This window comes from Neorhizobium sp. LjRoot104 (assembly GCF_964253725.1).
Lineage (GTDB): Bacteria > Pseudomonadota > Alphaproteobacteria > Rhizobiales > Rhizobiaceae > Neorhizobium.
On record NZ_CAXURS020000002.1, the window covers coordinates 942,074 to 967,897 of the forward strand.

Annotated in this window: 23 protein-coding genes and 1 pseudogene; all 24 read right to left on the reverse strand. The window is 61.6% G+C overall.

Going from position 1 to position 25,824, the window contains the following annotated elements; translation table 11 throughout:
- Nucleotides 1-19: 19 nt before the first annotated feature.
- Nucleotides 20-976, reverse strand: a complete 957-nt coding sequence (locus tag ACSQ8R_RS26605; protein WP_436256338.1) for a hypothetical protein — start codon at nt 974-976, stop codon at nt 20-22.
- Between the two features lie 235 nt (nt 977-1,211).
- Nucleotides 1,212-2,441 carry an amidohydrolase family protein gene (locus ACSQ8R_RS26610; protein ID WP_436256339.1) on the reverse strand — a complete coding sequence of 410 codons (1,230 nt, stop codon included), beginning with the start codon at nt 2,439-2,441 and terminating at the stop codon, nt 1,212-1,214.
- A gap of 13 nt (nt 2,442-2,454) precedes the next feature.
- Entirely contained in the window at nt 2,455-2,937 is a 483-nt protein-coding gene (locus ACSQ8R_RS26615) for a GAF domain-containing protein (protein WP_436256340.1), read from the reverse strand.
- Nucleotides 2,938-2,947: 10 nt separating this feature from the next.
- Nucleotides 2,948-3,937, reverse strand: coding sequence for an ABC transporter ATP-binding protein (locus tag ACSQ8R_RS26620; protein WP_436256341.1), 990 nt, complete (start codon nt 3,935-3,937; stop codon nt 2,948-2,950).
- Nucleotides 3,930-4,934 carry an ABC transporter ATP-binding protein gene (locus ACSQ8R_RS26625; protein WP_436256342.1) on the reverse strand — a complete coding sequence of 335 codons (1,005 nt, stop codon included), beginning with the start codon at nt 4,932-4,934 and terminating at the stop codon, nt 3,930-3,932. The genes ACSQ8R_RS26620 and ACSQ8R_RS26625 overlap by 8 nt, the downstream gene beginning before the upstream one ends.
- A gap of 30 nt (nt 4,935-4,964) precedes the next feature.
- Complete coding sequence (locus tag ACSQ8R_RS26630; RefSeq protein WP_436256343.1) at nt 4,965-5,909, reverse strand: succinylglutamate desuccinylase/aspartoacylase family protein; 945 nt, start codon at nt 5,907-5,909, stop codon at nt 4,965-4,967.
- A gap of 45 nt (nt 5,910-5,954) precedes the next feature.
- The gene (locus ACSQ8R_RS26635) at nt 5,955-6,800 is read right to left on the reverse strand and encodes an ABC transporter permease (RefSeq protein ID WP_436256344.1); all 846 of its coding nucleotides are present in this window, start codon (nt 6,798-6,800) and stop codon (nt 5,955-5,957) included.
- Between the two features lie 5 nt (nt 6,801-6,805).
- The gene (locus tag ACSQ8R_RS26640; protein ID WP_436256345.1) at nt 6,806-7,786 is read right to left on the reverse strand and encodes an ABC transporter permease; all 981 of its coding nucleotides are present in this window, start codon (nt 7,784-7,786) and stop codon (nt 6,806-6,808) included.
- A 34-nt stretch (nt 7,787-7,820) separates the two neighbouring features.
- Complete coding sequence (locus ACSQ8R_RS26645; protein WP_436256346.1) at nt 7,821-8,993, reverse strand: M24 family metallopeptidase; 1,173 nt, start codon at nt 8,991-8,993, stop codon at nt 7,821-7,823.
- A 10-nt stretch (nt 8,994-9,003) separates the two neighbouring features.
- Nucleotides 9,004-10,179 carry a M24 family metallopeptidase gene (locus tag ACSQ8R_RS26650; protein WP_436256347.1) on the reverse strand — a complete coding sequence of 392 codons (1,176 nt, stop codon included), beginning with the start codon at nt 10,177-10,179 and terminating at the stop codon, nt 9,004-9,006.
- A gap of 70 nt (nt 10,180-10,249) precedes the next feature.
- On the reverse strand, nt 10,250-11,785 hold the full coding sequence (locus ACSQ8R_RS26655) for an ABC transporter substrate-binding protein (protein ID WP_436256348.1): 1,536 nt from the start codon (nt 11,783-11,785) through the stop codon (nt 10,250-10,252).
- Between the two features lie 48 nt (nt 11,786-11,833).
- Nucleotides 11,834-12,871 (reverse strand): GntR family transcriptional regulator, encoded by a 1,038-nt coding sequence (locus ACSQ8R_RS26660; RefSeq protein ID WP_436256349.1) that lies wholly within the window; start codon nt 12,869-12,871, stop codon nt 11,834-11,836.
- 492 nt (nt 12,872-13,363) lie between these two features.
- Nucleotides 13,364-14,632: an MGH1-like glycoside hydrolase domain-containing protein gene (locus ACSQ8R_RS26665; RefSeq protein WP_436256350.1), complete on the reverse strand. Its 1,269-nt coding sequence runs from the start codon at nt 14,630-14,632 to the stop codon at nt 13,364-13,366.
- 19 nt (nt 14,633-14,651) lie between these two features.
- Nucleotides 14,652-15,710 carry an ABC transporter ATP-binding protein gene (locus ACSQ8R_RS26670; protein ID WP_436256351.1) on the reverse strand — a complete coding sequence of 353 codons (1,059 nt, stop codon included), beginning with the start codon at nt 15,708-15,710 and terminating at the stop codon, nt 14,652-14,654.
- 13 nt (nt 15,711-15,723) lie between these two features.
- On the reverse strand, nt 15,724-16,572 hold the full coding sequence (locus ACSQ8R_RS26675; RefSeq protein ID WP_436257290.1) for a carbohydrate ABC transporter permease: 849 nt from the start codon (nt 16,570-16,572) through the stop codon (nt 15,724-15,726).
- A gap of 5 nt (nt 16,573-16,577) precedes the next feature.
- Nucleotides 16,578-17,429 (reverse strand): carbohydrate ABC transporter permease, encoded by an 852-nt coding sequence (locus ACSQ8R_RS26680; RefSeq protein WP_436256352.1) that lies wholly within the window; start codon nt 17,427-17,429, stop codon nt 16,578-16,580.
- Between the two features lie 72 nt (nt 17,430-17,501).
- Complete coding sequence (locus ACSQ8R_RS26685) at nt 17,502-18,776, reverse strand: ABC transporter substrate-binding protein (protein ID WP_436256353.1); 1,275 nt, start codon at nt 18,774-18,776, stop codon at nt 17,502-17,504.
- A 45-nt stretch (nt 18,777-18,821) separates the two neighbouring features.
- Nucleotides 18,822-19,832: a LacI family DNA-binding transcriptional regulator gene (locus ACSQ8R_RS26690; RefSeq protein ID WP_436257291.1), complete on the reverse strand. Its 1,011-nt coding sequence runs from the start codon at nt 19,830-19,832 to the stop codon at nt 18,822-18,824.
- Nucleotides 19,833-19,928: 96 nt separating this feature from the next.
- A pseudogene (locus ACSQ8R_RS26695) lies at nt 19,929-20,335 on the reverse strand (IS630 family transposase); the annotation flags it as partial.
- A 120-nt stretch (nt 20,336-20,455) separates the two neighbouring features.
- Nucleotides 20,456-21,181 (reverse strand): ribonuclease activity regulator RraA, encoded by a 726-nt coding sequence (locus tag ACSQ8R_RS26700; RefSeq protein ID WP_436256354.1) that lies wholly within the window; start codon nt 21,179-21,181, stop codon nt 20,456-20,458.
- 7 nt (nt 21,182-21,188) lie between these two features.
- Nucleotides 21,189-22,925 (reverse strand): L-arabinonate dehydratase, encoded by a 1,737-nt coding sequence (gene araD / locus ACSQ8R_RS26705; protein ID WP_436256355.1) that lies wholly within the window; start codon nt 22,923-22,925, stop codon nt 21,189-21,191.
- A gap of 33 nt (nt 22,926-22,958) precedes the next feature.
- Nucleotides 22,959-23,777 (reverse strand): ABC transporter permease, encoded by an 819-nt coding sequence (locus tag ACSQ8R_RS26710; protein WP_436257292.1) that lies wholly within the window; start codon nt 23,775-23,777, stop codon nt 22,959-22,961.
- A gap of 59 nt (nt 23,778-23,836) precedes the next feature.
- Nucleotides 23,837-24,652, reverse strand: a complete 816-nt coding sequence (locus ACSQ8R_RS26715; protein ID WP_436256356.1) for an ABC transporter ATP-binding protein — start codon at nt 24,650-24,652, stop codon at nt 23,837-23,839.
- Nucleotides 24,653-24,719: 67 nt separating this feature from the next.
- A complete protein-coding gene (locus tag ACSQ8R_RS26720; RefSeq protein WP_436256357.1) occupies nt 24,720-25,727 on the reverse strand; it encodes an ABC transporter substrate-binding protein in 1,008 nt (335 codons plus the stop codon).
- Nucleotides 25,728-25,824: the final 97 nt, after the last annotated feature.

The following is a 25,824-nucleotide window of genomic DNA, read 5'->3' on the forward strand; positions in this document are numbered from 1 at the left end:
CAGATCGGCCGTTACCTGTTCAGGACCTGCGGCCGTTCCAGTGTCCCGGCAAGGTTTTTGGCGTATGCATGCTGCCGTAGAGGTATTCCCAGAACGCACCTCTTTCTTCGATCGGCGTCCCGGACCAGATTTGATCCACTGCCATCTCCCCGCACCAGTATGCGTAGACAAACGGTGCGCGCAGGTCATGATGAAGGAAGGCAAGGCGGGATCGGGTCACTTCGGGAGACTGGAGAGAGGCCGCCGCAATATCCGGCACGACCTCATCCAAAGATCGGCCTTCGCCGAGCACCTGCCACGCGGCTCGGCACCTGAGGGCCGAACGAAGCCGCTGCAGGAGGTGACCGAGATGATCCTCCGGCGTTTCGATCCAGCCGATAAACTGCAAACCGTTATCGGCAATGCCTTCGAAGAGAGCCGAGCTTGCAGAGCTTGTCACGACCTGAGCCGCGTCGAGCGGCATGAGGCCTTCCGCCACACGTCTCTCGCGCAGTTTCAAATGCACGAGGTGGCCCGGAAAGGCCTCGTGCACCGCCAGGTGCTTCAGCCCGAACGACGTGTAGGGAAAATCGATATTCAGCAGCACTTGTCTGCCGGGGAAGTCGCAATAGGCCGAATAGGGTACACCACGCCGGGCGACAGGCTTTATCCATTCATCATCGATCCAATCGGCCTTCAACGCATTCCCAAGCGCACCACAACGGGCGCGCGCCTGACGCTGAAAGTCCGCAAGCACGTCTAGCAGCTTCTCCGATGGTATCCGCGCCTGTTTTTCCCAACGTGCGAAATCTTCAAGCAAGCTCCCTCCGCGAAAGCCGAGTTCATCCAGTGCATCACGAATCCCCTCGCGATAGCCCGAGATGATCTCTTCCGGGATATCGCGGATATCGACACGGATCTGGCGCTCCAGTCTTTCGGCAAAGCTGATGGGATCGCCGCGAAAGGTGGCGATCAGAGCGAGCAGCGAGTCGGACATCTCGTCGAGCCAATCCCGACGCAGCGCGGTTTCGGCTTGGCCAAGACGACCGCGCAGGGACAGAAGCGCGGCTTCCGCTTCCTCGTAGTTGCCGAATTGCCGCGGCGAAACTTCCGCGACGGCGACGGGAACCAACCCTTCGGCGTCCAGAATGCCGGCATTGCGGTTTCGGCTGCGATAGAGCAGGTCAAGACCGGCGGTTATCGCTGCCAATTCTCCTCCCAGTTCCATCTGTCTACCCCCGGTTCTTCACGAAACTGCCGCCCTTGAGAATGATCGGCATATGGGCGCCCTGATGCGTGAGCAGCGACATGTCGTCGAGCGGATTGCCGTCGATCACGATCAGATCGGCAAAGGCGCCTGGCGAGATACAGCCTATCCTGCCTTCCATCCTGAGTAGCTTCGCAGCAATATGGGTAGCCGAGGCGATCACCTCATGGGCGGGCAGCACGCGCGAGCGGATCACGAATTCCTCGGACTGGTGACGATGCATCTCGCCGAGAAGGTCGGTGCCGTAGGCCATTGGCAGCCTGGCCTCGCGCATGATCGAAAGCGATTCCATGCCGGCGAGCCGCACTGAATCAACCTTGGCGACGGAAGCGGGGGGCAAGCCTAGCGCGAGGCCCTCGACGCCGAGCTTTTCATAGGTCACCAAGGTCGGCACCGAGATGCAGCCGTTTTGGGTGGCGAATTCTGCGGTCTCCGCGGTGATCAGGTTGCAGTGCTCCAGAGAACGGATACCGCATTCGATCGCGCGGCGGATCGCCTTGTCCGTATAGAGATGGGCCGCGACATAGGTGCCGGCATTTTCAGCCTCCTCGACGGCGGCGATCAGTTCCTCGCGCGAAAAGCCGAGGAAATGGATCGGGTCGGTCGGCGAGGCGATGCCGCCGTTCGCCATCACCTTGATGAAGTGCGCGCCGGATTTCAGCTCCTCGCGAGCCGCCTTGCGCACCTCCGGCACGCCGTCGCAGATGCGGCCGAGATTGCCGAGCGTATGACCGGTTTTCGGCGCCGGCTGATCGTCATACGGGCCGCGATAGTCCGTATGCCCGCCGGATTGCGAGAGCGCCTTGCCGCAGATGTTGAGCCGCGGCGTCGGCCAGGATGCTTCCTGGGTCGCGGCGAGCAGGCCCGAGGTCGCGCCGCCGAGATCGCGCACGGTGGTGAAACCGCGCATCAGCATCTCGCCCATGATCCTGAAGGCCCGGACGGTGACGATCGGGTCGGGAAGTTTTGCGTTCTGGCCGAGGTTTGCCATGCCGGCGATGACATGCACATGCGCGTCGATCAGGCCCGGCATCAGCACCTTGCCGGAAAGATCGATCCGCTCAGCAGAAGCGGTGGTGACGGAAGGCGAGACCTCGCGGATCGTATCGCCCTCGATCAGAACCGACATCGGCTCGCTCGGCTGCGGGCTCGTTCCGTCAACGATGCGGGCGTTTTCGAAGAGAATAGCGGACACGGATCGTTCCTTTTCAGGCTCTTGCGCCGCCGAGGCGGCGGGCTTCCAGGAAGGCGGGGATCAGCAGCGGCGCGAATCTTCTGGCGATCTCGACATGCTTTTCCTCGTAGAAGAACTCCTCGTGCAGCAGGTTGATCGTGCCGATCGTCTCGCCGTCATAAACGACCGGGATGTTGATCGCGGAATCGAGGCCGAGGCTGGTGATCAGCTCATGGTCGAAGAACGCCCATTTGAGTGCCTCGCGGTCGCGGCCGAGAAAAGGCTGCTGGCGGCGCAGCACGAGATCGCCCCACGGAGTGGCGCCCATCGGCTTGCGGCCGAAGACGGGGTAGACGTCGGGCATGTTGGAATAGACGCGCGCCACTTCGTCGCCGTCCTTGTACAGCAAGGTTATCAGCCGGTGCCCGACATGCCGCGAGAGTGATGCATCCAGGGCGTCGAAAAAGAAATTCGGCTGGCCCGGTTCTGCGAAAAGGCCGATCAAATCCTCGATCATTCCAAAACTCCTATCGATGATGGCAAGCGGCGGACTGGCCGTCCGCTTTCTGTTCGAGCATAGGCTCCACCCGGCGGCAGATGTCCGTCGCGAGCGGGCAGCGGGTATGGAAGGAACAGCCCGCCGGCTTGCGCGTCGCGCTCGGAATGTCGTCGCTGACGGCGCTGAAGGCGTGACGCTTGTGGGGGTCGTGGGATGGCGTCGAACGCAAGAGCAGTTCCGAATAGGGATGCAGCGGCTTTGAAAAAAGCGCCTTCTTCGTTCCCGTCTCGACGATTTTCCCGAGATACATCACCGCGACCCGGTGCGAGACGTATTCGACTACGCCGAGATCGTGGGAAATGAAAAGGTACGAGAGACCGAGTTCCTTCTGCAGATCCGCCAGCAGGTTGAGGATCTGCGCCTGTACCGAAACGTCGAGCGCCGAAACGGGCTCGTCGCAAACGATGATATCCGGCTTCAGCGCCAGCGCCCGGGCAATGCCGATCCTTTGGCGCTGGCCGCCGGAAAACTGGTGTGGGAAATTGTTCGCCTGGTCTGGCCTAAGCCCCACAAGCGAGATGAGTTTCGCGACCTCTGCCCGCCTTTCCTCGATCGTGCCGATGCCGTGGATGTCGAGTGGTGCGCGGATGATGTCCCGCACCTTCTGGCGCGGGTTGAGCGAAGAAAACGGGTCCTGGAAGATGATCTGCATGCGGCGGCGGTGCGAGCGCGGCACGTTGCGCATCTGCGTCACGTCGTCCGCGCCCTGCATGGCGATCCGTCCGTCAGTGGCTCTCACGAGCCCCATCAGCGCCAACCCTGTCGTCGATTTGCCGCAGCCGCTTTCGCCGACAAGGCCGAGCGTTTCGCCCGCGCCGATCGAAAAGGAAACTCCGTCGACGGCCCTTACTTCGCCGACCTGCCGCTGGAAGATGCCGGAGCGGATGGCGAAGTGAACCTTGAGGTTTTCGACGGAGAGGAGAGGAGCGGCAATATCAGGCGCCATGGTCTCAGACATTGTCGTGCTCCCAGCAGGCGGCGAAATGGCCGGGTTTCTTTTCGATGAAGGGCGGGCGTTCTTCGAGGCAGCGGGCCGAGGCACCGGGACAGCGTGGTGCATAGGCGCAGCCCTTCGGCAGATCCCAGAGCGGCGGCACTGTACCGGGAATGTCGGTCAGCCGCGCGGGCGCCGCGTCGGCCTCTTCGCGATGTGGCACGGCACCCATCAGGCCGATCGTGTAGGGATGCAACGGGTTGTCGAACAGCTCGTAGACGCTGCATTCCTCGACGCGCCGGCCGGCATACATGACGATCACCCGGTCGGCGATTTCGGCGACGACGCCCAGATCGTGGGTGATCAGGATCTGGGCCGTGCCGAGCCGTTTCTGCAGGTCGGAGATCAGTCCGAGGATCTGCGCCTGGACTGTCACGTCGAGGGCGGTCGTCGGCTCGTCGGCGATGATGATCTTCGGCTCGCAGGCGAGCGCCAGCGCGATCATCGCGCGTTGCCGCATGCCGCCGGAAAGTTCGTGTGGATATTGCCGGGCACGCCGCTCAGGGTCGGGCATCTGGACGAGTTCCAGGCATTTGACGGCCCGAGCGAAAGCGTCCCGTCTACCCAGTCTGCGATGCTGGCGGACGGATTCGGCAATCTGCTCGCCGATCGTCAGCACAGGGTTCAGCGCCGTCAGCGGTTCCTGGAAGATCATGGCGATCTTGTCGCCGCGAAAGTCCTCCATCCTGCGCTGATCCATGGCGAGGAAGTCCTCGCCATGGATCCTGATCGAGCCGGAGGCGACGCGAGCGCTGTCGGGCAGAAGACGCAGCAGCGACAGCGCGGTCATCGACTTGCCGCAGCCGCTTTCGCCGACGATGCAGACGGTCTCACCGGGACGGACCGAAAGGCTCATCTCGGAGACGACGGGAAATGCTCCGTCCTCTCCGAGGATTTCGACATTCAGGTCGCTGACGGCGAGTGCCGGTTCCACTGTCTTTTCCACTGCCCGATCCTGCATCCGTTCAATCCATCCGCCGGAGGTTTCCGATCAGTCGGTAGACCCTTCGATATTGCCGACCATGAAGCCGTAATCGCCTGCTTCCACCAGGTTGCGGGTCAGGTGCTGCATGACCATGATGCCGGTCTCGAAAGGCGTCGGGATTTCCTCGATCGTCTCGAAATCATAGGGGCTGACGACCCGGCCAAGCAGCGAGCCACCCCTGATGATCTCGCCGTTTGCCGGCGAAAGCGGCTCCAGCCAACCGCCGTGTTTCGGGCGGATGCCGACCAGTTCGGTGACCACGACCTGTTTCGGATTGGGGATCACTTCGCCCTCGATCGAACCGATCAGGCGCAGCTGGTTCAGCAGGCCGTCAACCGTTCGCTTCGTATAGGGCGTCTGATCGACAATGCCGCCGCCGAGCTCGATGGTCACCACCTTGGTGCCGTGGCGATCCATCGAGACGGACTTGCTGGTGCCCGAGTAGACCGTGCCGGCCTTGCCGGTCGTCGGGCGGTAGAGGATTTTCGAACCGAAGGCGCGCGACAGCGGCTCGTCGTTCCAGATGTAGACATAGTCGACGGTCGGCCGGTCGGTTCCGGAATGAAGGTCGAGATTGTAGTCGAGCCCGGCGAAAAATTCGTGCGCCAGCGCATCGGCAAGCTGCTGGCTGTAGGTGCCGCGCGGATCGCCGGGAAATTCGCGGTTGAGGTTCATCTGGTCGAGCGGATTGTGCCGGTGATTAACTGCGAAGGAACGCGGGTTTGCGACCGGCAGCAATATAATGCGGCCCTTCAGCGGCATGTCCCTGATGATGCGGAAGAGGTCTAGGATCGCCTGCGAGCCGGTGTTCTCGTTGCCGTGGATCGAGGCGGAAATCCCGACGGTCGGTCCGTCCTGTTCACCCACCAGTTCGTGCATGAAGATCACGGCGTCGCTGCCATCCGCGTGGGTGGTGAATTTGTGGCGGAGCTTGTTGATCGACTTGACCATGGACGTTTCCTTTCAGTGTCTTGTCGTTTGATCCGAAGAGCTTGCTTATTTCTTCTTGCCCGCCGAGCGGGAGAGATGGCGGGGGTCGAGCGCATCGCGCAGGCCGTCGCCGAGCAGGTTGAAGCCGAGCACGGTCACCATGATCGTGGCGCCGGCAATGATCGCCAGCCACGGTTCGTCTCGCATGAAGCGGGTGCCGTAGGCGAGCGTCCAGCCCCAGGTGGGCGTCGGGGGCGGCAGACCGAAGCCGAGGAAACTGAGCGCCGATTCCGAGATGATCGCCGTGCCGAAGCCGAGTGAGGCGAGCACGATGATCGGCCCCATCGCGTTCGGCAGGATTTCCTTGACGAGGATGCGCATCGGGTGAGCGCCGAGCGCCCTGGCGGCCTGCACGTAGTTCTGCTCGCGCAACATCAGTGTCGTGGCGCGTACCACGCGGGCGTATTCGGTCCAGGCGACGACGATGATGGCGAGCGCCACGTTGAGCATGCCGGGGCCGAGGACCGCGACGATGGCGAGCGCCAGCACGATGGCCGGGAAGCCGAGGAAGATATCGGTAATCCGCATCAGGATCAGGTCCGTCCAGCCGCCGAAATACCCGGCCGCGAGCCCGACCGCCGTACCGATCACGGTGGAGACCGCAACCGAGATGCAGGCGATCGTCAGCGAGACGCGCGCTCCGTAGATAAGCCTCGACCAGAGATCGCGGCCGAAATTGTCGGTACCGAGCCAGTGGGAAAGTGTCGGGCCGGAGAAGCGATTGCGCATGTCCATCTGCTCGATGCCATGAGTCGAGAGATAGGGGGCGAAGATCGCGCAGATGACGATCGCCAGGACGATGACCGAGCCAAGGAGAAGCGAAACGTTGCGGACGCGTTGGGGTAATCTCATGTGCTTCAACCCAGACGAATGCGCGGATCGACGGCCGCATAGAGAAGGTCGACGACGAGGTTCACCAGCGCGAAGATAATCGCGAAGGTAAGCACGATGCCCTGGATGAGCGGCAGGTCGCGCTGCGAAATTGCCGTGATGGTGAGCTGGCCGAGCCCCGGCCAGGCGAAGATGGTTTCCGTCAGTACCGCGCCGCCGAGCAGCGCCCCGAAGCGCAGGCCGATCACGCTCAGCACCGGCAGCAACGCGTTTCGCAAGGCATGGCGAATGACGACGCGGTTGCGGCGCAGGCCCTTGGCATAGGCGGTGCGGACAAAATCCTCGCGCAAAACTTCCAGCATGGCCGTGCGCACCAGGCGGGAGATGATCGCCGCCGAGTTCGCGGCCAGCGCCAGCGCTGGCAGGAGGATATGCGCAAAGCTGTCGAGCAGGACCTGCGGCCGGCCGGTCAGCGCGGCCCAGGCGGCTTCGGGGAAAGGCGCGCCGCGGCCGATCGCCGGCAACCAGCCTAGCGTGACGGCAAACAGCAGCATCAGCAGAAGGCCGAGCCAATAGACCGGCATCGAAACGCCGAGCTGCGCGAAGATCATCGAAACGGTATCGACCAGCGAACCCTGCCGGGTCGCGGCGATCACGCCGAGCGTGATGCCGATGAGGGAGGCGAGGATCAGTGCCAGGACCGCAAGCTCGATTGTCGCGCCCAGCCGGCCGGCGATGATTTCCGACACCGCCTGGTTCTGGAAGATCGAGCGGCCCATGTCCCCCCGTAGCAGCTGCAGGAAATAGGCGCCGAGCCGGATATACCAGGGATCGTTGAGGCCGAGCGCATTGCGCAGGTTGTTGATCGCCTCCACCGAGGCCTCCTGGCCGAGCAGCACCGAGGCTGGATCGCCGGGGATAAGGAGCAGCAGGCCGAAGGTGACGATGACCATGCCAGCCGCCATCGGGATCAAGAGCAGGATACGGCGGGCGATATAGGCTAGCATGGGGCGGCTCCCCTGATATGTGCCGGAACGAAGGTCATGACAGCACGATCTCCTCGAAGCGGCGGGGGAATTTCGTCAGCGAATCCGGACCCTGCCCGGTGACAAGAACCGTGTCGGCGAGGCGGAAGCCTCCGATATCAGGCACGTAGAGCGCAGGCTCGCTCGAACAGATCATGCCTTCGCGAAGAATCGTCGGGTCGCCCGCTTCGACCCAGGGCGGTTCGTGGAAAGCGACACCCATGCCATGGCCGACACGGTGCTTGAGATAGGGCGTCATGCCCTGTTCGCGGATATAGGTCAGCGCCGTGATATCAGCGGAGGCGCAGGTGCGCCCGGCGACGAGACCTGCCGTGCCGAGCCGCTGCGCCTCATGGGCGATGGCATAATATTGCTCGTGTTCCTTGCTCGGTTCACCCAGCACGAAGGTGCGTTCGCTTTCGGCCGAACGACCGCCCACCCGGCAGCCGAGCGACAGGATGAAGCTCTCGCCCGGCTGGATGCGGCGATGCGAGATGATGCCGTGCGGGTAGGCCGAGTTCGGTCCGCCGTAAACCAGCCCACCCGCCAGCGTCGGCACGTTCATGATGTCCTCGTGCTCGCTCTCCATGATGTCGAGTGCTCGGCGCACCACATGCGCTTCGAGCGCAATCTCGCTCGGCAGCGGCCTGCCGGCCCGGAAGGCTTCCGTGACGAGATCGACGCCCGATTGAACCATGGCGTCGGAAATGCGGGCCGCCTCGCGGTGCAGCCGCAGTTCCTCCGGATATTTCACCTGCCGCATCCCGGTGACGATATCCGTCGGTGCGACGCGGTTGTTCGGGAAGAGGCCGGCGAGTTCCGCCGCTCGACCGACCGACAGGCCGAAGGAGTGGGCGACGTCGCCCTTTATGGCGCCCACCGTGCGAGCAAGCAGCGAGAAGGCGCGATCGACGCCGGGAAATTCGAAATAAACGAGCGTTTCGGCCGCCACGTCCTGCCGGTCGGCATGCTCGCGTTCCAGTTCGGGGATGAGCATTATGGCGTTCGTAGGCGTCAATGCCAGCGCCACCGGGCGTTCATTCGGCCGGAAGGAAAAGCCTGTCGTGTAGAGCACGTCATCGGCCGTATCGAGGATGAGCAAGCCGATGCCTTTTTCGGCCATGCGGGTGCGGATGTCGCGGTGAAGGCGGTGAAAGAATTCCGGTGCTAGGCGCTGGCTGAAACCCATCTTTCCAACCTCAGGAGATGACGACGTCGTCGAGCTTGCGGGGATAAACGGTCATGCTGTCCGGCCCTTCGGCGGTGATCAGCACGGTGTCGGCAATGCGATATCCGGCAAAACCCGGTACGAAGATCGCCGGTTCGCTGGAGGTGATCATGCCCGGCTCCAGAATGGTCTGGTCGCCGCCTTCCACCCAGGGCGCCTCATGGAACATGATACCCATGCCGTGGCCAACCCGGTGCAGAAGGTATTCGCCCATGCCGCTGTCGCGGATATAGGCGAGCGCCAGATTGTCGGCAGAGGCGCAGGTATTCCCGGCGATCAGTGCCGCGGTCGCCATGCGCTGGGCCTCATAGGCGACGGCATAGTGCTGTTCCTGCACCTTTGACGGCTCGCCGATGAAGAAGGTGCGCTCGCTTTCCGAAGCGCGGGCGCCAACCCGGCAGCCGAGCGACAGGATGATGCTCTCGCCCATCTTCACCGGATGTCCGGTCGGCATGCCATGCGGGAAGGCTGAACGCGGGCCGGAATAGACGAGCCCGCTCGCCAGCCCCTGCACCAGCATGACGTCCTCATGCTCTTCGTGCATGGTGCGCATCGCGTGGCGCGAGACATAGGACTCGATTTCCACCTCGCTCGGCAACTGACCACCCTTGCGCATCGCTTCGCGGATCATCTCGACGCCGGCTTCCACCATGCGGTCGGAAAGCCGCGCCGCCTCGCGGTGCAGTGCGATTTCCTCGGGGTGTTTCCGCAGCCGCATCTGCTGGACGAGATTGCTCGGGATCACCCGCTCCGCATGCGGAAAGGCGCCCTCGATCGGCTTCACTCGTGCCAGCGAGATGGCGTGACCATAGGCAACCGTTCCCTTGAAACCGGCAAACTTGCGGCCGAGCACCGCATTCCACGGGTCGATCCCGGGAAATTCGAAATAGACGACCGGTTCCGCCGCGATATGCTGATGTTGCGCATGGGTGCGCTCCAGCTCAGGCAACAGGAGAAAGGCGTCCGTCGCCGTAATCGCCACGACCACCGGCCGCTCGGTCGTGTAATGCGAGAAGCCGGTCGTGTAGATGACGTCGTCATTGGAATCGAGAAGCAACAGGTCGATGCCTTCCACCGCCATGCGCCTGCGGATTTCGGCCTGAATTTTGGCATAGAAGTCTGCGCCGAGACGCTGTGAGAAAGCCATCGGTTTATCCTGGAGTTGCAATTTCGGTCATCGGATGCGGGCCGGATCAACCGGCCCGCGATCACGGGTCTCAGTCCTTGAGGCCGATCAGGCCGCGCATGTTGCCGCGCGAGGTCACCTGCACTTCAAAGGGCAGCTTCTTGGAATAGAAGAGCTGATAACCCTGGTAGGAAACGATGTAATAAGGCAGGTCGCTCGCCAGGATCGTCGCGGCCTTCTGATAGGCGGCGGTTCGGTCTGCCTGGGTGGTCGCGGAACGACCCTGTTTCAGCAAGTCATCGACTGCCGGGTTGGAATAGCTGCCCCAGTTGGTCGAACCACCGGTGGTGAGCTGGGCAAACAGCAGACGGTCCGGATCGACGATGTTCAGCCAGCCGAGCAGGGCAATCTGATGCTGCGACTTCTGCACGTAGTTGGTGGAGAAGGACGGCCAGTCGCTGATCTGCGTCTTGGCCTCGACACCGGCAGCCTGGAAGTTTGCCTGCATGAATTCGATGGTCTGGACGCGATTGCTGTCTTCGCTGTGGGTGGACAGTACGACGCTCAGAGGCTTGCCGCCTTTGTCGAGAAGCCCGTCGCCATTGGTGTCGGCCCAACCTTCTTCCTTGAAGAGCTTCTTGGCGCCTTCGATATCGAAGCCTGGCTGCTTGATATCTTTCGAATACGCCCAGGAAGAGGGCAGGATGATCGAGGAGGCGGTCGCATCGACACCTTGGTAGATGTCGTTGACGATGGTCTTCTGGTCGATCAGCATCGAGAAGGCCTGCCGCATCTTCGGGCTCGATAGCAGCGAGTCCTTGGTATTGAAGTTGATGTAGGTAACGCCGAGGCCGGGCTGGACGACCGCGCCGAAACGCTTGTCGGCCTGCAGGCGCTTGATGTCCTGGGGAGCCAGCGGCGACTGGATAATGTCCAGGTCGCCGGCTTCGAAGGCCTGGGCGCGAGCGGAGCCGTCCCCGATGACCTTGATATTGACCTTCTCCGCCTTCGGCTTCTCGCCCCAGTAATTCGGATTGGGCTCGAGCTGGATCGCGCTGCCGCGCGTCCAGGAGGCGAACTTCATCGGGCCTGCGCCGACCGGCTTCAGCGCAATATCCGTGCCGCCTTCGACCAGCGCCTTTGGAACGATGCCGATGTCGAGATAGCTGAGCAGCGGCGCATAGGGTGCGGAAAGCGTGAATTTCACAGTCTGGGGATCGACCGCTTCCACGGCCGAGATAGGCGTGTAGAGCGCCCGCATGGGCGCGTTGAAGTCCTTGTTCAGGATCGAGCTGAAGGTGAAGACAACGTCAGCCGCCGTCAGCGAGCTGCCGTCCGAGAATTTCAGGTTGGATCGGAGCTTGAAGATCCAGGTGGTCGGGTTCGGGTTTTCCCAACTCTCCGCGAGGTCCGGCTTTGCTTCGAGGCTGGGCGTCAGGTGAACCAGACCGGAATAGATGAGGTCGGCGACGCGGTAGGCGGTCGTGTCCCGCGCAAGCCGCGGGTCGAGCGTGCCGGCATCGACATCGGTGCCGATGGTGACGGTCGCGGCCTGCGCTGAAGACAGGGCGGTGAACGAAAGCCCTGCGAAGAGGGCGGCGGCTGTGACCGGAAGTGCTTTGCTCATGTCTGTTCCCTTATTGGTTTTGGTTCATTCAAAGCTTGGCGTATGTCGTCAGCGGGTCTTGGTCCTCCGCGACGTAATGTCGGCGAATTTTGCGGGAGCGTCTGCATCGGCGATCTTGTTGTGGCGCAGTTCGGCGAGTGCGGGTGCGAGAAGGTTCTCGAGCACGCCCGGATCCGGCGAGTGGCGGTATTCGAAGCAGCGCTTGCTGGGTCCGGCAAGATCGGCGACGTGGTCCGCGCCGGAAGCGTAGATCACCACGTCGCAACGGGCGATGATGTCGGACAGATCCTCGGCATAGGACCACGCGACGGTGATGTCGGAAATATGCGGCGCGAACTCGCGCACGCTGGGCCGCATGATGGCGATATAGTCCTTGAGCTGCGTGACGGCTGCGACGCGGGTACGCGGATCGAGCTGGGCGAGCGCCTGGCGTGTGCGTTCCGACGGAATGAAGCGGATGGAAAGGATATTGGCCTCCGGCACAAGGCTGCGCATCTCCACTTCACGATGTACGAAGGTGAGTACCAGGTCGCAGTTGCGGCACTTTGCCCGCGCTTCCTCGCTGTCGCGGATCTGTTCGAAGGTCAGGAGAGAGATCACGTCGTTAGCGGCAAGCGTCGGGCGAATCTGCTCGACATAGTCGCGTGCCGGCGCCTCGAATATGCCGACGAAGACGATGTCGAGATGGACGCGGGGTTTCCGTAGTCTCGCCTGCGCCTGCACCATCGAGGCGAGCGTGATCGGCGAAATGCCGAGCGCTTCGGCTTTTTCGAGCAGGCTGTCGATATCGGCGCTGAGCACGCTTGCGGGAGCGACGACACCATCCCGGCGGCGCGGCTCGTAGACCGTGAAGGCGCCGAGGCCGGTGCGAATTTCGACGAGGCCTTCAGCGCGAAGCTGCTTGTACACACCCGCCACCGTCATCGGTGCCATGTCGAGTTCGGCCGCCAGTTGACGCACCGACTGCAGCTTTACCCCCTTCGGAAGGTCGCCGAAGGATAGCATATAGCTCAATAGCCCATGTAGCTGCTTGCCCACCGGAACGGGCAGGGAGCGGTCAATGCTGGAAGCGTCGATGGCAAACATCGTGTATCACTCGATTGGTACACCGACCGTATCAGCAGTTTTGGAATTGACAATAGCCTTATTAACTTTTTGCCTAATTTCACAGCAGCCCCATAAAATGCCTTGGAAATTTCCAATTGTATCAGTTAGCGGTAGACAGGGAGCAATGTGCCAAGGCCAAACCGGGCAGGGTGTGATAATGGATTATGCCAATCTTGGCCGGGCCGGCCGGAGAGGTCACGCCCGGCGCTGGGCTGCATCACCCTTGGTCCCAACGAGTGGCACAGGGGTTTTGGGCGGTGAGGAATGCCAAAACCCTGAAGCAGGCGGCCGATCTCGGCATCAATTTTTCGAAAACACATCCACGATGCGGGCATGACCACCGCAGAATGCCGGCTCCTCTGCGGAAACACGTATCCAGGCTAGGGCGGAACGCCCAGCCTGAATACGTGATCAGTCCCCGTAATTCCCTGGCCTGGTTCATCCGCGGAAACGAATGACGGCTGGGAGCCGCTAGAGCCGTGGCGTTGACATCGTCAGCCACATATAGGCGGCGGCTGTCCATGAAAAGCCGAGTCCGCCGCAGCCTTCACCTGTGACCGGATCGAAATATTCGGCAAAGCCTTCCGCCTCGATGGCTGCAACCGTCGATCTGCGCAGCTCTTCCGCCGCGTCTGGACGGTCGTTGCGCCTCAGGCCGTCGATCAGCAGCCAGTTGATGATCGCCCAGGCAGGGCCGCGCCAATAGCGCTTCGGCTCCCAGCCGGCAATGCCCGGCTTGGTGGTCGGAAAGGCGACTTTGAGGCCCTTCGACCAGGCCTTCATTTCATCGACCAGCGCATCGACGATGCTTTTTTCCAGGTCGAGCGACAGGAGCGGAATGAAGCCCGCCTGGGTCGGAGCCTCGACATCCTCGCCGGAGACCAGGTCGCGGGAGACGAAGCGCGACAGGGCAGGGCGCCACTGCGCCAGCATCGCCTGGCGGGTCAGGCCGTTGAACGCGGCGATCTCGGCGGCATCTTGTCCGCGGCCAAGCTCGCGAGCGAGATGTTCGAGGTCCTCGCCGGCCTTCAGCAGGATCGCCGTCGTCTGGATTTCGGCCACCTTGAACGGGGCCTTTTCCCACTGTTTTGCAGGTTCCCAACCACAGGCGGCATAGGTATCGACCAGATGGATGAAGCGGCTATAGTCCTCGTCGCGCGGACGCATTGCGGCGTTCACATGACCCGTATCCTTGCGCAGGACCGGTGTGTCGGTCGTCATCGGCACACGGGCGAGCGCGATGTCCCAGGCGGGGGAATTGTCGCTGCCGCTTTCCCACGGATGCAAGAGAGCGACGAGGCCGGTGCTTTCCGGATCGCGGGCGGAATACCACCATCGGTGCCATTTCAGAGCAGCCTCGTAGAGCGGCAGGGTGCGGGTATCGGCATCCGGGCCGGCGGCCTCGTGCACTTTACGCAGCGCGATTGCGAAGACCGGCGGCTGAGTGATGCCGGAGGTCGGGATCGTATGCTTGGTGCGCCAGACGGCCGCACCGGGGAAATAGGTGTCGCTCGGCTGGTGGAAAACGATATGCGGGATCATGCCGTCCGCCCACTGCCCCTCGACCAGACGCTCCAGCTCGCGATAGCCGCGGTCGGCATCGTAAAGCGCGAAAGCCATGGCGACGAAGGCGGAGTCCCAGTTCCACTGGAAAGGATAGAGCCGGTCGGTCGGCACCGTATAGCCGCCGCGGTCATTGGCAACGAGGATGCGCTTCGCGTCGTCGATATGCACGTTCATGTCGGGTACTCCGGTATGCTCAGGCTGAAACGGCCGGAAAGGACTTGCCGCTTTCGGGCGAAAGCCAGGTGATGCGCTTGCGGTCGAGCTTCAGACCGATCGTGTCGCCGCCCTTCACGGTTTCGGAAGCAGGCAGGATGACCCGCACCGGCTGGTCGTGGATGGAGCCGGTGAGGAGCAGATGTGAACCCATCGGTTCGGCGACCCTCACCTTCATCTCCAGGCCCTGCGGCAGCGGTGCCAGTTCGACCGCCTCGCCGCGCAGGCCGAGCACGATTTCACCGCAGACATCCTTTGGCGCCGCAAGCTGTTCGGAACCCGCCGCCACCTGGCCGTTCGAGACCTGCACCTTGATGAAGTTCATCGGCGGGTTGCCGATGAACCCGCCGACGAAACGCGTTGTCGGGTGATTGTAGATCTCCACCGGATGGCCGACCTGCTCGACTGTGCCATCGTGCATGACAGCGATGCGATCCGACAGGCCCATCGCCTCCGTCTGGTCGTGGGTGACATAGATCGTCGTCGTGCCGGCGGATTGCAGCACGGTTTTCAACTCGGTTCTCATTTCCAGCCGCAACAGCGCATCGAGATTGGAAAGCGGCTCGTCCATCAGCAGAACCTTCGGCTCGACGGCCAGCGCGCGTGCTACCGCGACGCGCTGGCGCTGGCCGCCCGAAAGCTTGTTCGGATAACGGTCGAGATATTGCTCGATATGCAGCAGGCCGGCGGCCTTTTCCACCTGCGCCTTCACCCGCGCGTCGTCGGCCTTCTGCATCCTGAGGCCGAAGGCGACGTTTTCGTAGACCGTCATATGCGGGAAGACGGCATAGTTCTGGAACACCATCGCCAGTCCGCGATCCTTGGGCGCCAGGCCGATTACCGATCGGTCGCCGATGCGGATGTCGCCCGATGTCGCGGTTTCGAGCCCGGCGATGATGCGCAGGAGCGTGGTCTTGCCGCAGCCCGAGGGGCCGAGCAGCGATACGAACTCGCCGTCGTTGATCGTCAGCGAGACCTCTTTCAGTGCCTCAAAGGCACCAAAACTCTTGCGGATGCGGTCGATGACAATATTGGCCATGTCGATGGTCCCGTCATTTGGAGGAGATGCCCCAGATCGCGAAGAGGTAGCGCCTGACCGCGAAGATGAAGACAACTGAAGGAAGGATGAGCATCAGGCCGCCGGCAAAGCGGTAGTGCATCGGGCTTTCGGAGAGTATCGTCAGCAGATAGGCAGTAAGCGTTCGGTTACGAACCGTAAGTACCGAAGCTGCAAAAACCTCGTTCCAGGAGATAACGAAGGCGAAGACCGCGGTGGCGACGATGCCGGGCAAGGCGAGTGGCGCGACGACCTTGAAGAAGGCCTGCAGACGGGTGCAGCCAAACACCCAGGCAGCCTCCTCCAGCTCCTTTGGCACGCCGAGGAATATGCCCTGGGTGACGAGTGCCGCGAAAGGAAGCGCCAGCACCGTGTGGATCAGGCCGACGCCGACGATCGTGTCGTAGAGGCCGAGCTGGATGAAGGAGACAGTGAGCGGCAGCGCCAGTATCGCCAGCGGGAAGGCGCGGGTGAGCAGGATCAGAAGCCGGTAACTGTCCTTGCCCCAGAAATTGTAGCGGGCCAGCGCGTAACCTGCCGGAGCGCCGAGCATGATCGACAGCGCGACGGTTATGCCAGCCGCGCCCAGCGAATTCAGAAAGGACTGGAGGACGCCCTCCGTCTGCAGGAACAGGGCGAACGGTTCGAGCGAAATGCCGGTCGGCAGGCCGGTTTTCGGCCAGATATAAACGCCTTGGCGGCCGCCGAGTGCGCCGAGCGCCACAAGATAGATCGGCACCAGGACCCAGGCGCAGAGTGCGGCGACGCCGCTCCAAAGCAGCCAGCGGCGGGAGGAGATGAACCCGGCAGCATTCACCGGCTTCTCGGTCGTGCTCATGGTCATGTCGCTCATGGCAAGCGCTCCGGATCGACCTTCAAGGCCTTGAGATAGATGAGGGTGGCGGCGAGCGAGATGATCATGATCAGCACCGCATAGGCTGCCGCGACGCTGTAATTCTGGTTCTGGTTCTGCCAGTTGTAGGCCTCGCCGACCAAGACTGGGAAATTGCGGCCGCCGAGCGCATAGACCACAGCGAACACTTCGAAGGCGAGCACGGTGCGCAGGATCAATGCTGATTGCAAGGCAGGCCGGATCAGCGGCAGGGTGATACGCCAGAACCGCGTCCACGGGCCGGCGCCAAAAATCTCGGCGGCTTCCTTGAATTCCTTCGGCACCTGGTTGAGGCCGGCGACGATGATGACCATGACGATAGCGGTCCCCCGCCAGACTTCCGCCACCGCGATGGCAATAAAGAGCGCGACCGGCGTCTGGTAGGACAGCCAGCTCGCCTGTCGGCCGATGACGCCGAGGCCGAAGAGGAGCGAGTTGAAATAACCGCTATTCTGCAGGATCGACAGCCAGACGAGGCCGGCAGCGAGATCGGAAATGCCGAGCGGGATGGTCCAGATCCACAGAATGGTCTCGCGGCCGCGGCCGACCTTTGCAACCATCGTGCCCATGGCGAGTGCGATGGCGATCTGCACCGGCACGACCGCGATCGTCAGGAGAAAAGTATTTTTGACCGAGCGGATGAAGTTGATATCGGTCACCATGCGCTCGGCATTGGCAAGTGACGGGGATCCGTTGTCCGATACGGCGAGCCAGATCGTCTGCAAAAGCGGCACGACGAAGAGCAGGCCTAAAAAGGCGACTGACGGCAGGATCAGCAGATAGGGGATCCACGGTCGATTATGGGTCATCGGCTCCCGCCTCGGACATGTTGGAGGATAAGAAGCGCCCGGGCATTCGCGCCCGGACGCCTCCCGGGAGGATTATTGCACCGGGCAAGGGCCGTCGCTTTTGGCGTCCGGAGCCCAGCAGGGAGCCTTGGTGTCGGTCATCAGCTTGGTCATTTTGGCGCCCTGCGTCTTGAGCACGTCGGCGATTGGCTCGTTCTGCAGCACGATCCGCTGGAAACTATCCATATAGACCTTGTTGAACTCGCCACCCTTGTCGCCCAACCCGACCGGCAGCAGTGAGATCACGGCGTCCTTGGACGCCTGCGTCTTGGTCACTGCGCCGGCAAGCAGAGCTACGCCCTTGTCGAGATCAGGCGGCAGCTGAACGTTTAGCGTCGGGAAAAAGCCGACCTTCGACGCGGTGAGCAACTGGGTCTTCTGCATCGTCAGATGCTCGATCACCTTGGTGGCGCCGGCCTTGTCCGGTGAGCCCTTCGGGATCGCCAGACCGGCAACGACCGGCATATATCCACGGCCCTTCGGGCCGGCCGGGGCAGGGAAGACGACATAATCATCCGGTGAAGCGGAGATGGCATTCTTAAGGCGCGCGACATGATCCCACGCGACCATGACTTCACCAGCCGCCAGTGGCTCCTGCATGAAGTCGTAATTCGTCGAGTTCGGTGTCACATAGGCCCACAGCGCCTTCAGCTTCTCCCAGCCGGCGGCAGCATCGGCGCTTTGAAAAGTACGGACCACTCCACCCGTGAAGGACGGGTAGAAATAGCCCTGGAAATAGCGTGCCATCAGGCCCTTCGGACCGGCGGGAAAGCCGATCTGCGGCTGGCCGGTCGCTTCCTGCATCTTCTTGCCCCACTCGATCAACTGATCGTAGGTGAGGGTATCGACGTCGGCGCCTTTCGGAAGCCATTGAAGTGCCTCCTTCTTGGCAGCCATCACGTAGGTCGCCTGCATCCAAGGGATATACTGCTGGGTCGGCTTGCCGAGCTTGCCGAGATCCAGAACCGACTGCGGCATGCCGCCCGCGGCAAGCTTTTTGGCAAGATCGTCGAGCGGCTCCAACTGGCCCTTGTCGGCGAGCGGCGAAAGTTCGCCATGCAGGGCGCCGACCAAGCTGACCGTATATTTGCCGGCCTGGCGCTCGGCCTCCATGCGCACCGCGAACTGCGGCGGTTCCTCGACCACGTAGTCCACCTTGCCGGCATCCTTCAGGAGTTCCTGGCGGACAACGGTCGCCTCCTCGATCGGGCGAAGCTGGGTGGATACGAAAACCGTCTGGGCGACCACCGGCGAGGCGAATGCCAGCGCCGTGGAAGCCAGAACTGCGAGTGACATGATAAGTTTCATCTTCTCCTCCTCCTTCATTGTTCTTTGTCTCGGATGCACTGCTGTCTAGGCCGCCAAGGGTGGGCGGCGGTGGCTGTCGCGGTCGACGAATTCGACCGCATGAAGCTCCTGGAGTTCTTCGGCCGGTTCTCCGGCGATGGTGCGCAACAGCAGCGAGGCGAAGCTCGCTCCGAGGTTCTCGCCGGTCATGCGCATGGTCGAGAGCGGCGGGCTGGTGAAGGCGCCCATCGGCAGATCGTCATGGCCGACAATGCTGATGTGGTTGCCGCCATCGACTTCGCGCAGCGCCCGAAGCGCCCCGATCGCCATCTCGTCGGTGGCGCAGACGAGTGCCGTCGGCCGCGACGGCTGGCGTAGTAGTTCGAGGGCTGCGAGATAACCACCCTGTTCGAGCGGTGTCCCCGCGGCGCAGAGGTCGGTCGCAAGCCCGCATTCCTCCATCGCCGCCTGCCAGCCGCGGCGGCGGACATGGGCGAAGTAATATTCCTGGGGCCCGGCGATATGGCCGATGCGCCGGTGACCTGCCGCATGGAAGCGCAGCGTCGCGGTCCGGAAACCGGAAAAGCCGTCGCCGTCGATAAACGGATGCGGTACGGGGCTTTCGGTCCGGCCGTTGGTGACGAAGGGAATGCCACGTGACTGCAGGAATTCAACCCGCTCGTCCTGTCGCTTGGTGCGCACCAGCAGCATCGCATCGATGCGGCGGCCATCGACGAAACGGCGGCAGATCTCAAGCTCGCTCACGCCGTGCGGCACGGGCGCGATGACAAGATTGAGACCGGCGGCCGCCAGGTGTTCGGCGCAGCCGGACAGCATGTCGATGAAATGGGGAGGGCCAATATGGCCCGGATCGCTTGGCAACGTTACCGCTACCAATTCAGCGCGTTGTTTGCGCAGCCTGCGCGCCGAAGCGTTAGGATGATAACTTGCCTTCTCGGCCGCTTCGCGCACCCGCTCGCGGGTCGCAGCGGAGACATCGGCGTAGCCGTCAAGCGCACGGGAAACCGTGGTGATCGACAATCCCAGCGACTGCGCGAGCTGCTTCAAATTGGCCAAGAGCTTCCTCCCGAGAATTGTGTTGAGAATTCTCCAAAACGTTTTGGGAGTCAAGCCAAAACGTTTTGGAAGGCTCGACAGGGCGAGACGAGGCCGTTGCAAGCTCATCCATCGCTCTAGCCTGCGGGCGACGTCGGCGCGTGCCTGTTTAAGGGCGAATAGCGTTTTTTGAAGCGCAGTCCCTCTCTGCGGATGAATTCCCGAATTGTGTTGTGCGAGACGATTTTGCCGTGCGAAGCCGGCTCGGCCTTCAGGCCATGCGGCGTCAGATGTGGGTTCTGATCGAGCCGCTCAACAATGAAGCCGCGACGTGGCTCCAGAATACGTTTGCGATGGCCGCCCATCTTGCCAGGACGAACCGATCCGGTCGCGCGATAGCGCTGCGACCACTTCACCACCGAAGAGACGGCGATCTCAAAGCGCGCGGCAACTCGACCGCTTTCCGCGTTCGACACCGCTGCAACAACACGCTCACGATGATCATTCGAAAAAGGTGCGGTCATGAGATGCTGGCCTCCATCCAGCCAGCATCTGTGCATCTAAATAAAGCCGATTCGGGAACCCCATCCGATTCAGAAAAGGACGGAATTGCTCTAGCGGAATCGCCGTCGGAGACCGGACGCCTAGCGGCCGTTGTCTTTACGCCACGCCTCGTACTTCGTCTGATATTCCTCTTTCGTCCCCGGATACAGGCCGATGATGGCCTCGCCCGACTTGACCTGTTCGAGTACGAAATCTTCGTAGCTTTCCATCCCGGTGCATTCGTCAGCGAGCTCGTCTGCGAGATGGGCCGGGATCACCATGACGCCGTCTCGGTCTCCGACCAGGACATCACCTGGGAAAACCGGCGCATCGCCACACGATATCGGTACGTTGATATCGAGAGCCTCGTGAAGGGTCAGGTTGGTGGGTGCCGAGGGTCTGGCGCAGTAAGCCGGCATATCCAATTCGCCGATACCCGCCGCATCTCGGAAACCGCCGTCGGAGACTACGCCCGCCGCACCGCGCAACGCCAGGCGGGTAATCAGGATTGACCCCGCGGTGGCGGCGCGGGCATCCTTGCGCGCATCCATCACCAGAACCCAGCCCGGAGGGCATGTTTCAATCGCAACGCGCTGCGGGTGCTTGGGATCCCGGAAAATCGTGATTGGGTTCCGATCTTCGCGCGCGGGGATGTATCGCAGCGTAAATGCCTGTCCGACCATGTTTTCCATCTTCGGGGCGACGGGAAGGACGCCCTGAATGAACTGGTTTCGAAGTCCGCGTTTATAAAGGGCGGTCGCGATCGAGGCGGTGGAGATCTTCTTGTACTTCGCTCGGGTAGCTTCGGAGAGGATGTAGTCTGTCATGGTGACCTCAGTAGATATCGGGTTCGCCCGCGGTGCGGCCGAAATCGGATTGAAGGAAATCGAAGTCGCAGCCCTTGTCGGCCTGCGTGACGTGGCGTGAGAACATCCATCCGTAACCACGTTCGAAACGTGGCTCGGGAGCTTGCCATTCGGCGCGTCGCCGCGCCTGCTCTTCATCGCTGACCAGCATGTCCAGGCGACGGTTCGGAAGGTCGAGGCGGATTATGTCGCCCGTCTTCAGCAAGGCCAGCGGGCCGCCGATGTAGCTTTCCGGAGAGACATGCAGCACGCACGCTCCATAGGAGGTGCCCGACATGCGCGCATCGGAAATCCGAAGCATGTCGCGATGGCCCTGCTTGATCAGCGCCTTGGGGATCGGCAACATCCCCCATTCGGGAAATCCCGGCCCGCCCTGCGGACCTGCGTTGCGCAGCACCAGAACGTGGTCAGGGGTGACATCAAGATCCTCGTCGTCGATGGCCTTTTTCATTTCCGGATAGCTATCGAAGACCAGTGCCGGGCCTTCGTGTTCATAAAATCTCGGATCGCACGCGGCAGGCTTGATGACCGATCCGTCAGGACACAGATTGCCGCGCAGCACGGCCAACGAACCCTCATGGTAGACGGGATTGGAAAGCGGACGGATGACGTCGGCGTTGTAAACCTGCGCGCCTTCGAGGTTTTCACCCATGGTTTGCCCGGTAACCGTCAACGCGGAAAGATCCAGTCGGTCACCCAGCTGGGCCATGAGCGCCCTCAGCCCGCCGGCATAATAGAAGTCTTCCATCAGGTAGTCCTTCCCCGAGGGGCGGACATTGGCTATCAGGGGGGTGACCCGGCCGAGGGCATCAAGATCGTCGAGGGACAGATTGACTCCCGCCCGGCGCGCCATCGCGATCAGGTGTACGACCGCGTTGGTGGAACAACCGATTGCCATTGCGACGATCGCGGCATTCCGGCAGGCAGCTTCGGTGATGATACGGTCCGGTGTCAGGTCTTCCCAAACCATCTCAACAATTCGACGGCCGCTATCTGCTCCCATTCGCTGGTGATTGGAATCGACAGCTGGGATGGAGGATGCCCCGGGAAGGCTGAGGCCCATGGCGTCAACAATCGCGGTCATCGTACTCGCAGTACCCATCGTCATGCACGTTCCGGCGGAACGGGCGATACCGCCCTGGACGCCGAGCCATTCAGCATCCGAAATATTACCCGCGCGCCTTTCGTCCCAGTATTTCCAGGCATCCGAGCCTGAGCCGAGGATCTTGCCGGCGTAGTTGCCTCGCAGCATCGGCCCCGCGGGCAGGTAGATAAGGGGCACTCCTGCCGAGATCGCCCCCATGACGAGACCGGGAGTGGTCTTGTCGCATCCGCCCATCAGAACGACGCCGTCAAGCGGATGAGAGCGGATCATCTCCTCCGTCTCCATCGCCAGCATGTTGCGGTAGAGCATCGATGTCGGTTTGGTGAAACTTTCATCGACGGAAAGCGCCGGCATCTCGACAGGGAATCCGCCTGCCTGCAACACTCCTCGTTCGACGTCCACGACCCTTTCCTTGAAGTGGGCATGGCAGGTGTTCAGTTTCGACCAGGTGTTCAGGATGCCGATGACCGGTTTTTCACCGAAATCCTTCTCGGAATAACCAAGCTGCATCATTCGCGACCGGTGGCCGAAGCTCCGAAGGTTGTCGGGCGCAAACCAACGCGCGCTTCGAAGCGATGCTGGTGTCTTCTTGTACTGCATGGGTAAGACCTTTTCCGAGAGAAGGAAGCGTGGCTATTCCTTCATTCCCCATTTCTGGATGGTGCGCTTTTCGATCGTCTGGAAAATCAGGTTCTCGACGATGAGGCCGATAACGATCACGGTCAGAAGGCCTGCAAACACCGCTGGAATATCAAGAAGGTTGCGGTTCTCGAAAATAAACCAACCAAGGCCGCCTTGGCCGGACGATACGCCGAACACCAGTTCAGCTGCAATCAGGGTCCGCCATGCGAAAGCCCATCCTATCTTGAGGCCCGTCAGGATCGACGGGAACGCGGCGGGGATCAGTATCCGCGTCACATAGGCAAAGCCGGTCAACCCGTAGTTCGCCCCGACCATTCGAAGGGTCCGGGATACCCCGAGAAAACCCGAATGCGTGTTCAACGCCACGGCCCAAAGCACCGAATGTATGAGAACGAAAACAAGGCTCGATGCGCCCAGTCCGAACCAGATCAGAGCCAGCGGCAACAGCGAGATCGCGGGGAGGGGATTGAACATTGCCGTCATGGTCTCAAGGAAGTCCGTCCCGATGCGGGTGTTGATTGCAAGAACGGTAAGGATCGCAGCGAGAACGCTGCCCGCGGCGTAACCTGCAAGGAGGATTTTGAGCGTTGTCCAGATGCGGGAGGGCAGGGTGCCGTCGGCAAACCTGTCGATCAGGGCCGCGAAGGTATCCGTCAAGGTCGGAAAGAGAAGCGGGTTGTCGAGGTGCGAGGCATACAGCTGCCAGAATATTCCGAGAATCAAGATGATCAGCGCCTTGCGCAGGGCGCTGATACCCCAGAGCGTCTCAAACGCGCTGAGTTTTTGCTCGACGGTCGAGATGTTCGACATCGGTGCACCAGCCTGTGGGTCGGTGGCGGCCAGAAGGATTTGAGGTTTGTTCATGTCTGTCACTCCCGGTGTCCGGGTTCAGAAAAAAGCATGTCGTGGATTTCGCGCTCCAGCGCGGCGGCGCTGCCGTCCTCCGCCGACGCCTGGTCGACATTGATTACCTCGGCTTTAACGCGGCCTGGATGCGGCGACAGCAGCAGTATGCGATTGGCAATCTTGATGGCTTCGGCAATCGAATGGGTCACGAAAATCACGGTAAATTTCGTGTCTTCCCAGAGCTGGAGCAGTTCGTCCTGCATCTGCCGCCGCGTCAGGGCGTCGAGGGCGGCGAAGGGCTCGTCCATGAGAAGTATGTCAGGCTGCATCGCCATGCCGCGCGCGATAGCAACGCGCTGCTTCATTCCGCCCGAGAGCGTGTGGGGGTAGCTGTCGACGGCCCGGGTCAGTTTGACCTTCTCGATATATCCGCGAGCTATATCCTCGGCTTCCTTTCTCGGCAGCTTGCGGGCCGTCACGAGAGGAAACACGACGTTTTCGAGAACGGTTTTCCAGGGCATGAGCTGATCGAATTCCTGAAAGACCATCATCCGATCAGGCCCGGGCTTCGAAACGGTCTTGCCATTGATCCTGATGGAGCCGCTGACCGGCTTCATGTAGCCGCCGACCGCCTTCAGGAGAGTGGATTTTCCGCAGCCAGAAGGACCGAGCAGAATGAATCGGTCTGACTGGCAGACGTTGAAGCTCACATTTTCTGTCGCCGTCACCAACAGGCTCGGGGTCTTGTAGCGCAGCGTAACGTTATCGACGCTCAGGAGCGCGTTTTCGTTTCGGGCCTGGGCCGGCGTTGCCGGAGCCTTTACTATAGTCTGAAGCATCGAAATGGATCCTTGTGATTGGCTTGAGCGAAGCCGGCCGGGCGGCCTCGCTCAAGCAGCAGCACCCTCAGTTCCCGTTCAGGTCCGCGGATACGGGGAGGTAATAGTCTGTCCACGCCTTGGGCATGGTCTTCAGCGTGCCAATTTTGTTCAGGTGAGTGGCGAACTTCATCGTTCCCTGCGGATCGATGCGATAGTCGTCGATGAAGCCCGGCTCGTTCATGATCGCCATCAGGTCGTCGATCGACGTTTTGTCTCCCGTAACAGCCTTGTAGGCTTCGAGCGCTGCCTTTGGATCCTTCTTGATGAAGCCGATGGCCTCCTTTGTCGCCTCGCGAACCGCGATGATGAGCTTGGGGTTGGCATCGGCAAAACCGGTCGTGGTGAAAAACGTCGCCTGGGTCAGCGCCCCACCGAGAATCTCGCGGGAATCCGTAACACGATGAACGCCCTTCTGTTTGAGTTCGATGTACTGGAAGGGAGGAGCGGCGAAGTGGTTCTTGACTTCGTGGCTCGGATTCGAAATCGCTGCGACCGCATCCGGATGGCCGAGTTGTACGGTATTGGGGTCGAACTTCTTCACCTGCGCGTCGCCATATTTCGCCGCGGCCGCTATCTGGAGAAGGATCGCCTGCGTGGAAACGCCGACAGTCGGAACGGCGATCTTATCTTGCGGCGTGATGTCGTCCAGGGTTTTGATCCGAGGATCGTTGGAGACCATGATCACCGGCTGGGCAGAGCTGGTAATGATACCCTTCACCTTGCCTTTGGTGCGATCCCAAAGAAGGAGCAGGTTTCCCGTACCCGTATTGACGATATCGACACTGCCCGCGAGCAGGGCGTCGGTCTGCGCACCGCCACCGCTAAAGGTCCGCCACTCGACCGTGACGCCCTTGATACCCTGCGCCTCGGCCTGTTTTTCGATTAGTTTCTGCGTCTCCATCACATGACTGGCAAGGTAAAGAATGCCCGGCTGGCGCGTAATGGATATTGAGGTCTTCTCCTGAGCGGCAGCCGGTAGAGCGACACCGATCATGGCGGCTAGCGCGGCTACGCTGCGAATTAGCTTCTTCATCTTGGATCCTCCCAGAGCGTGTGCGGAACCTCTCGCCTCCTTGCGATCGGTGATGCATTAGTACACTAAAACATCAGTGCATCAAGGAAAATTCCGT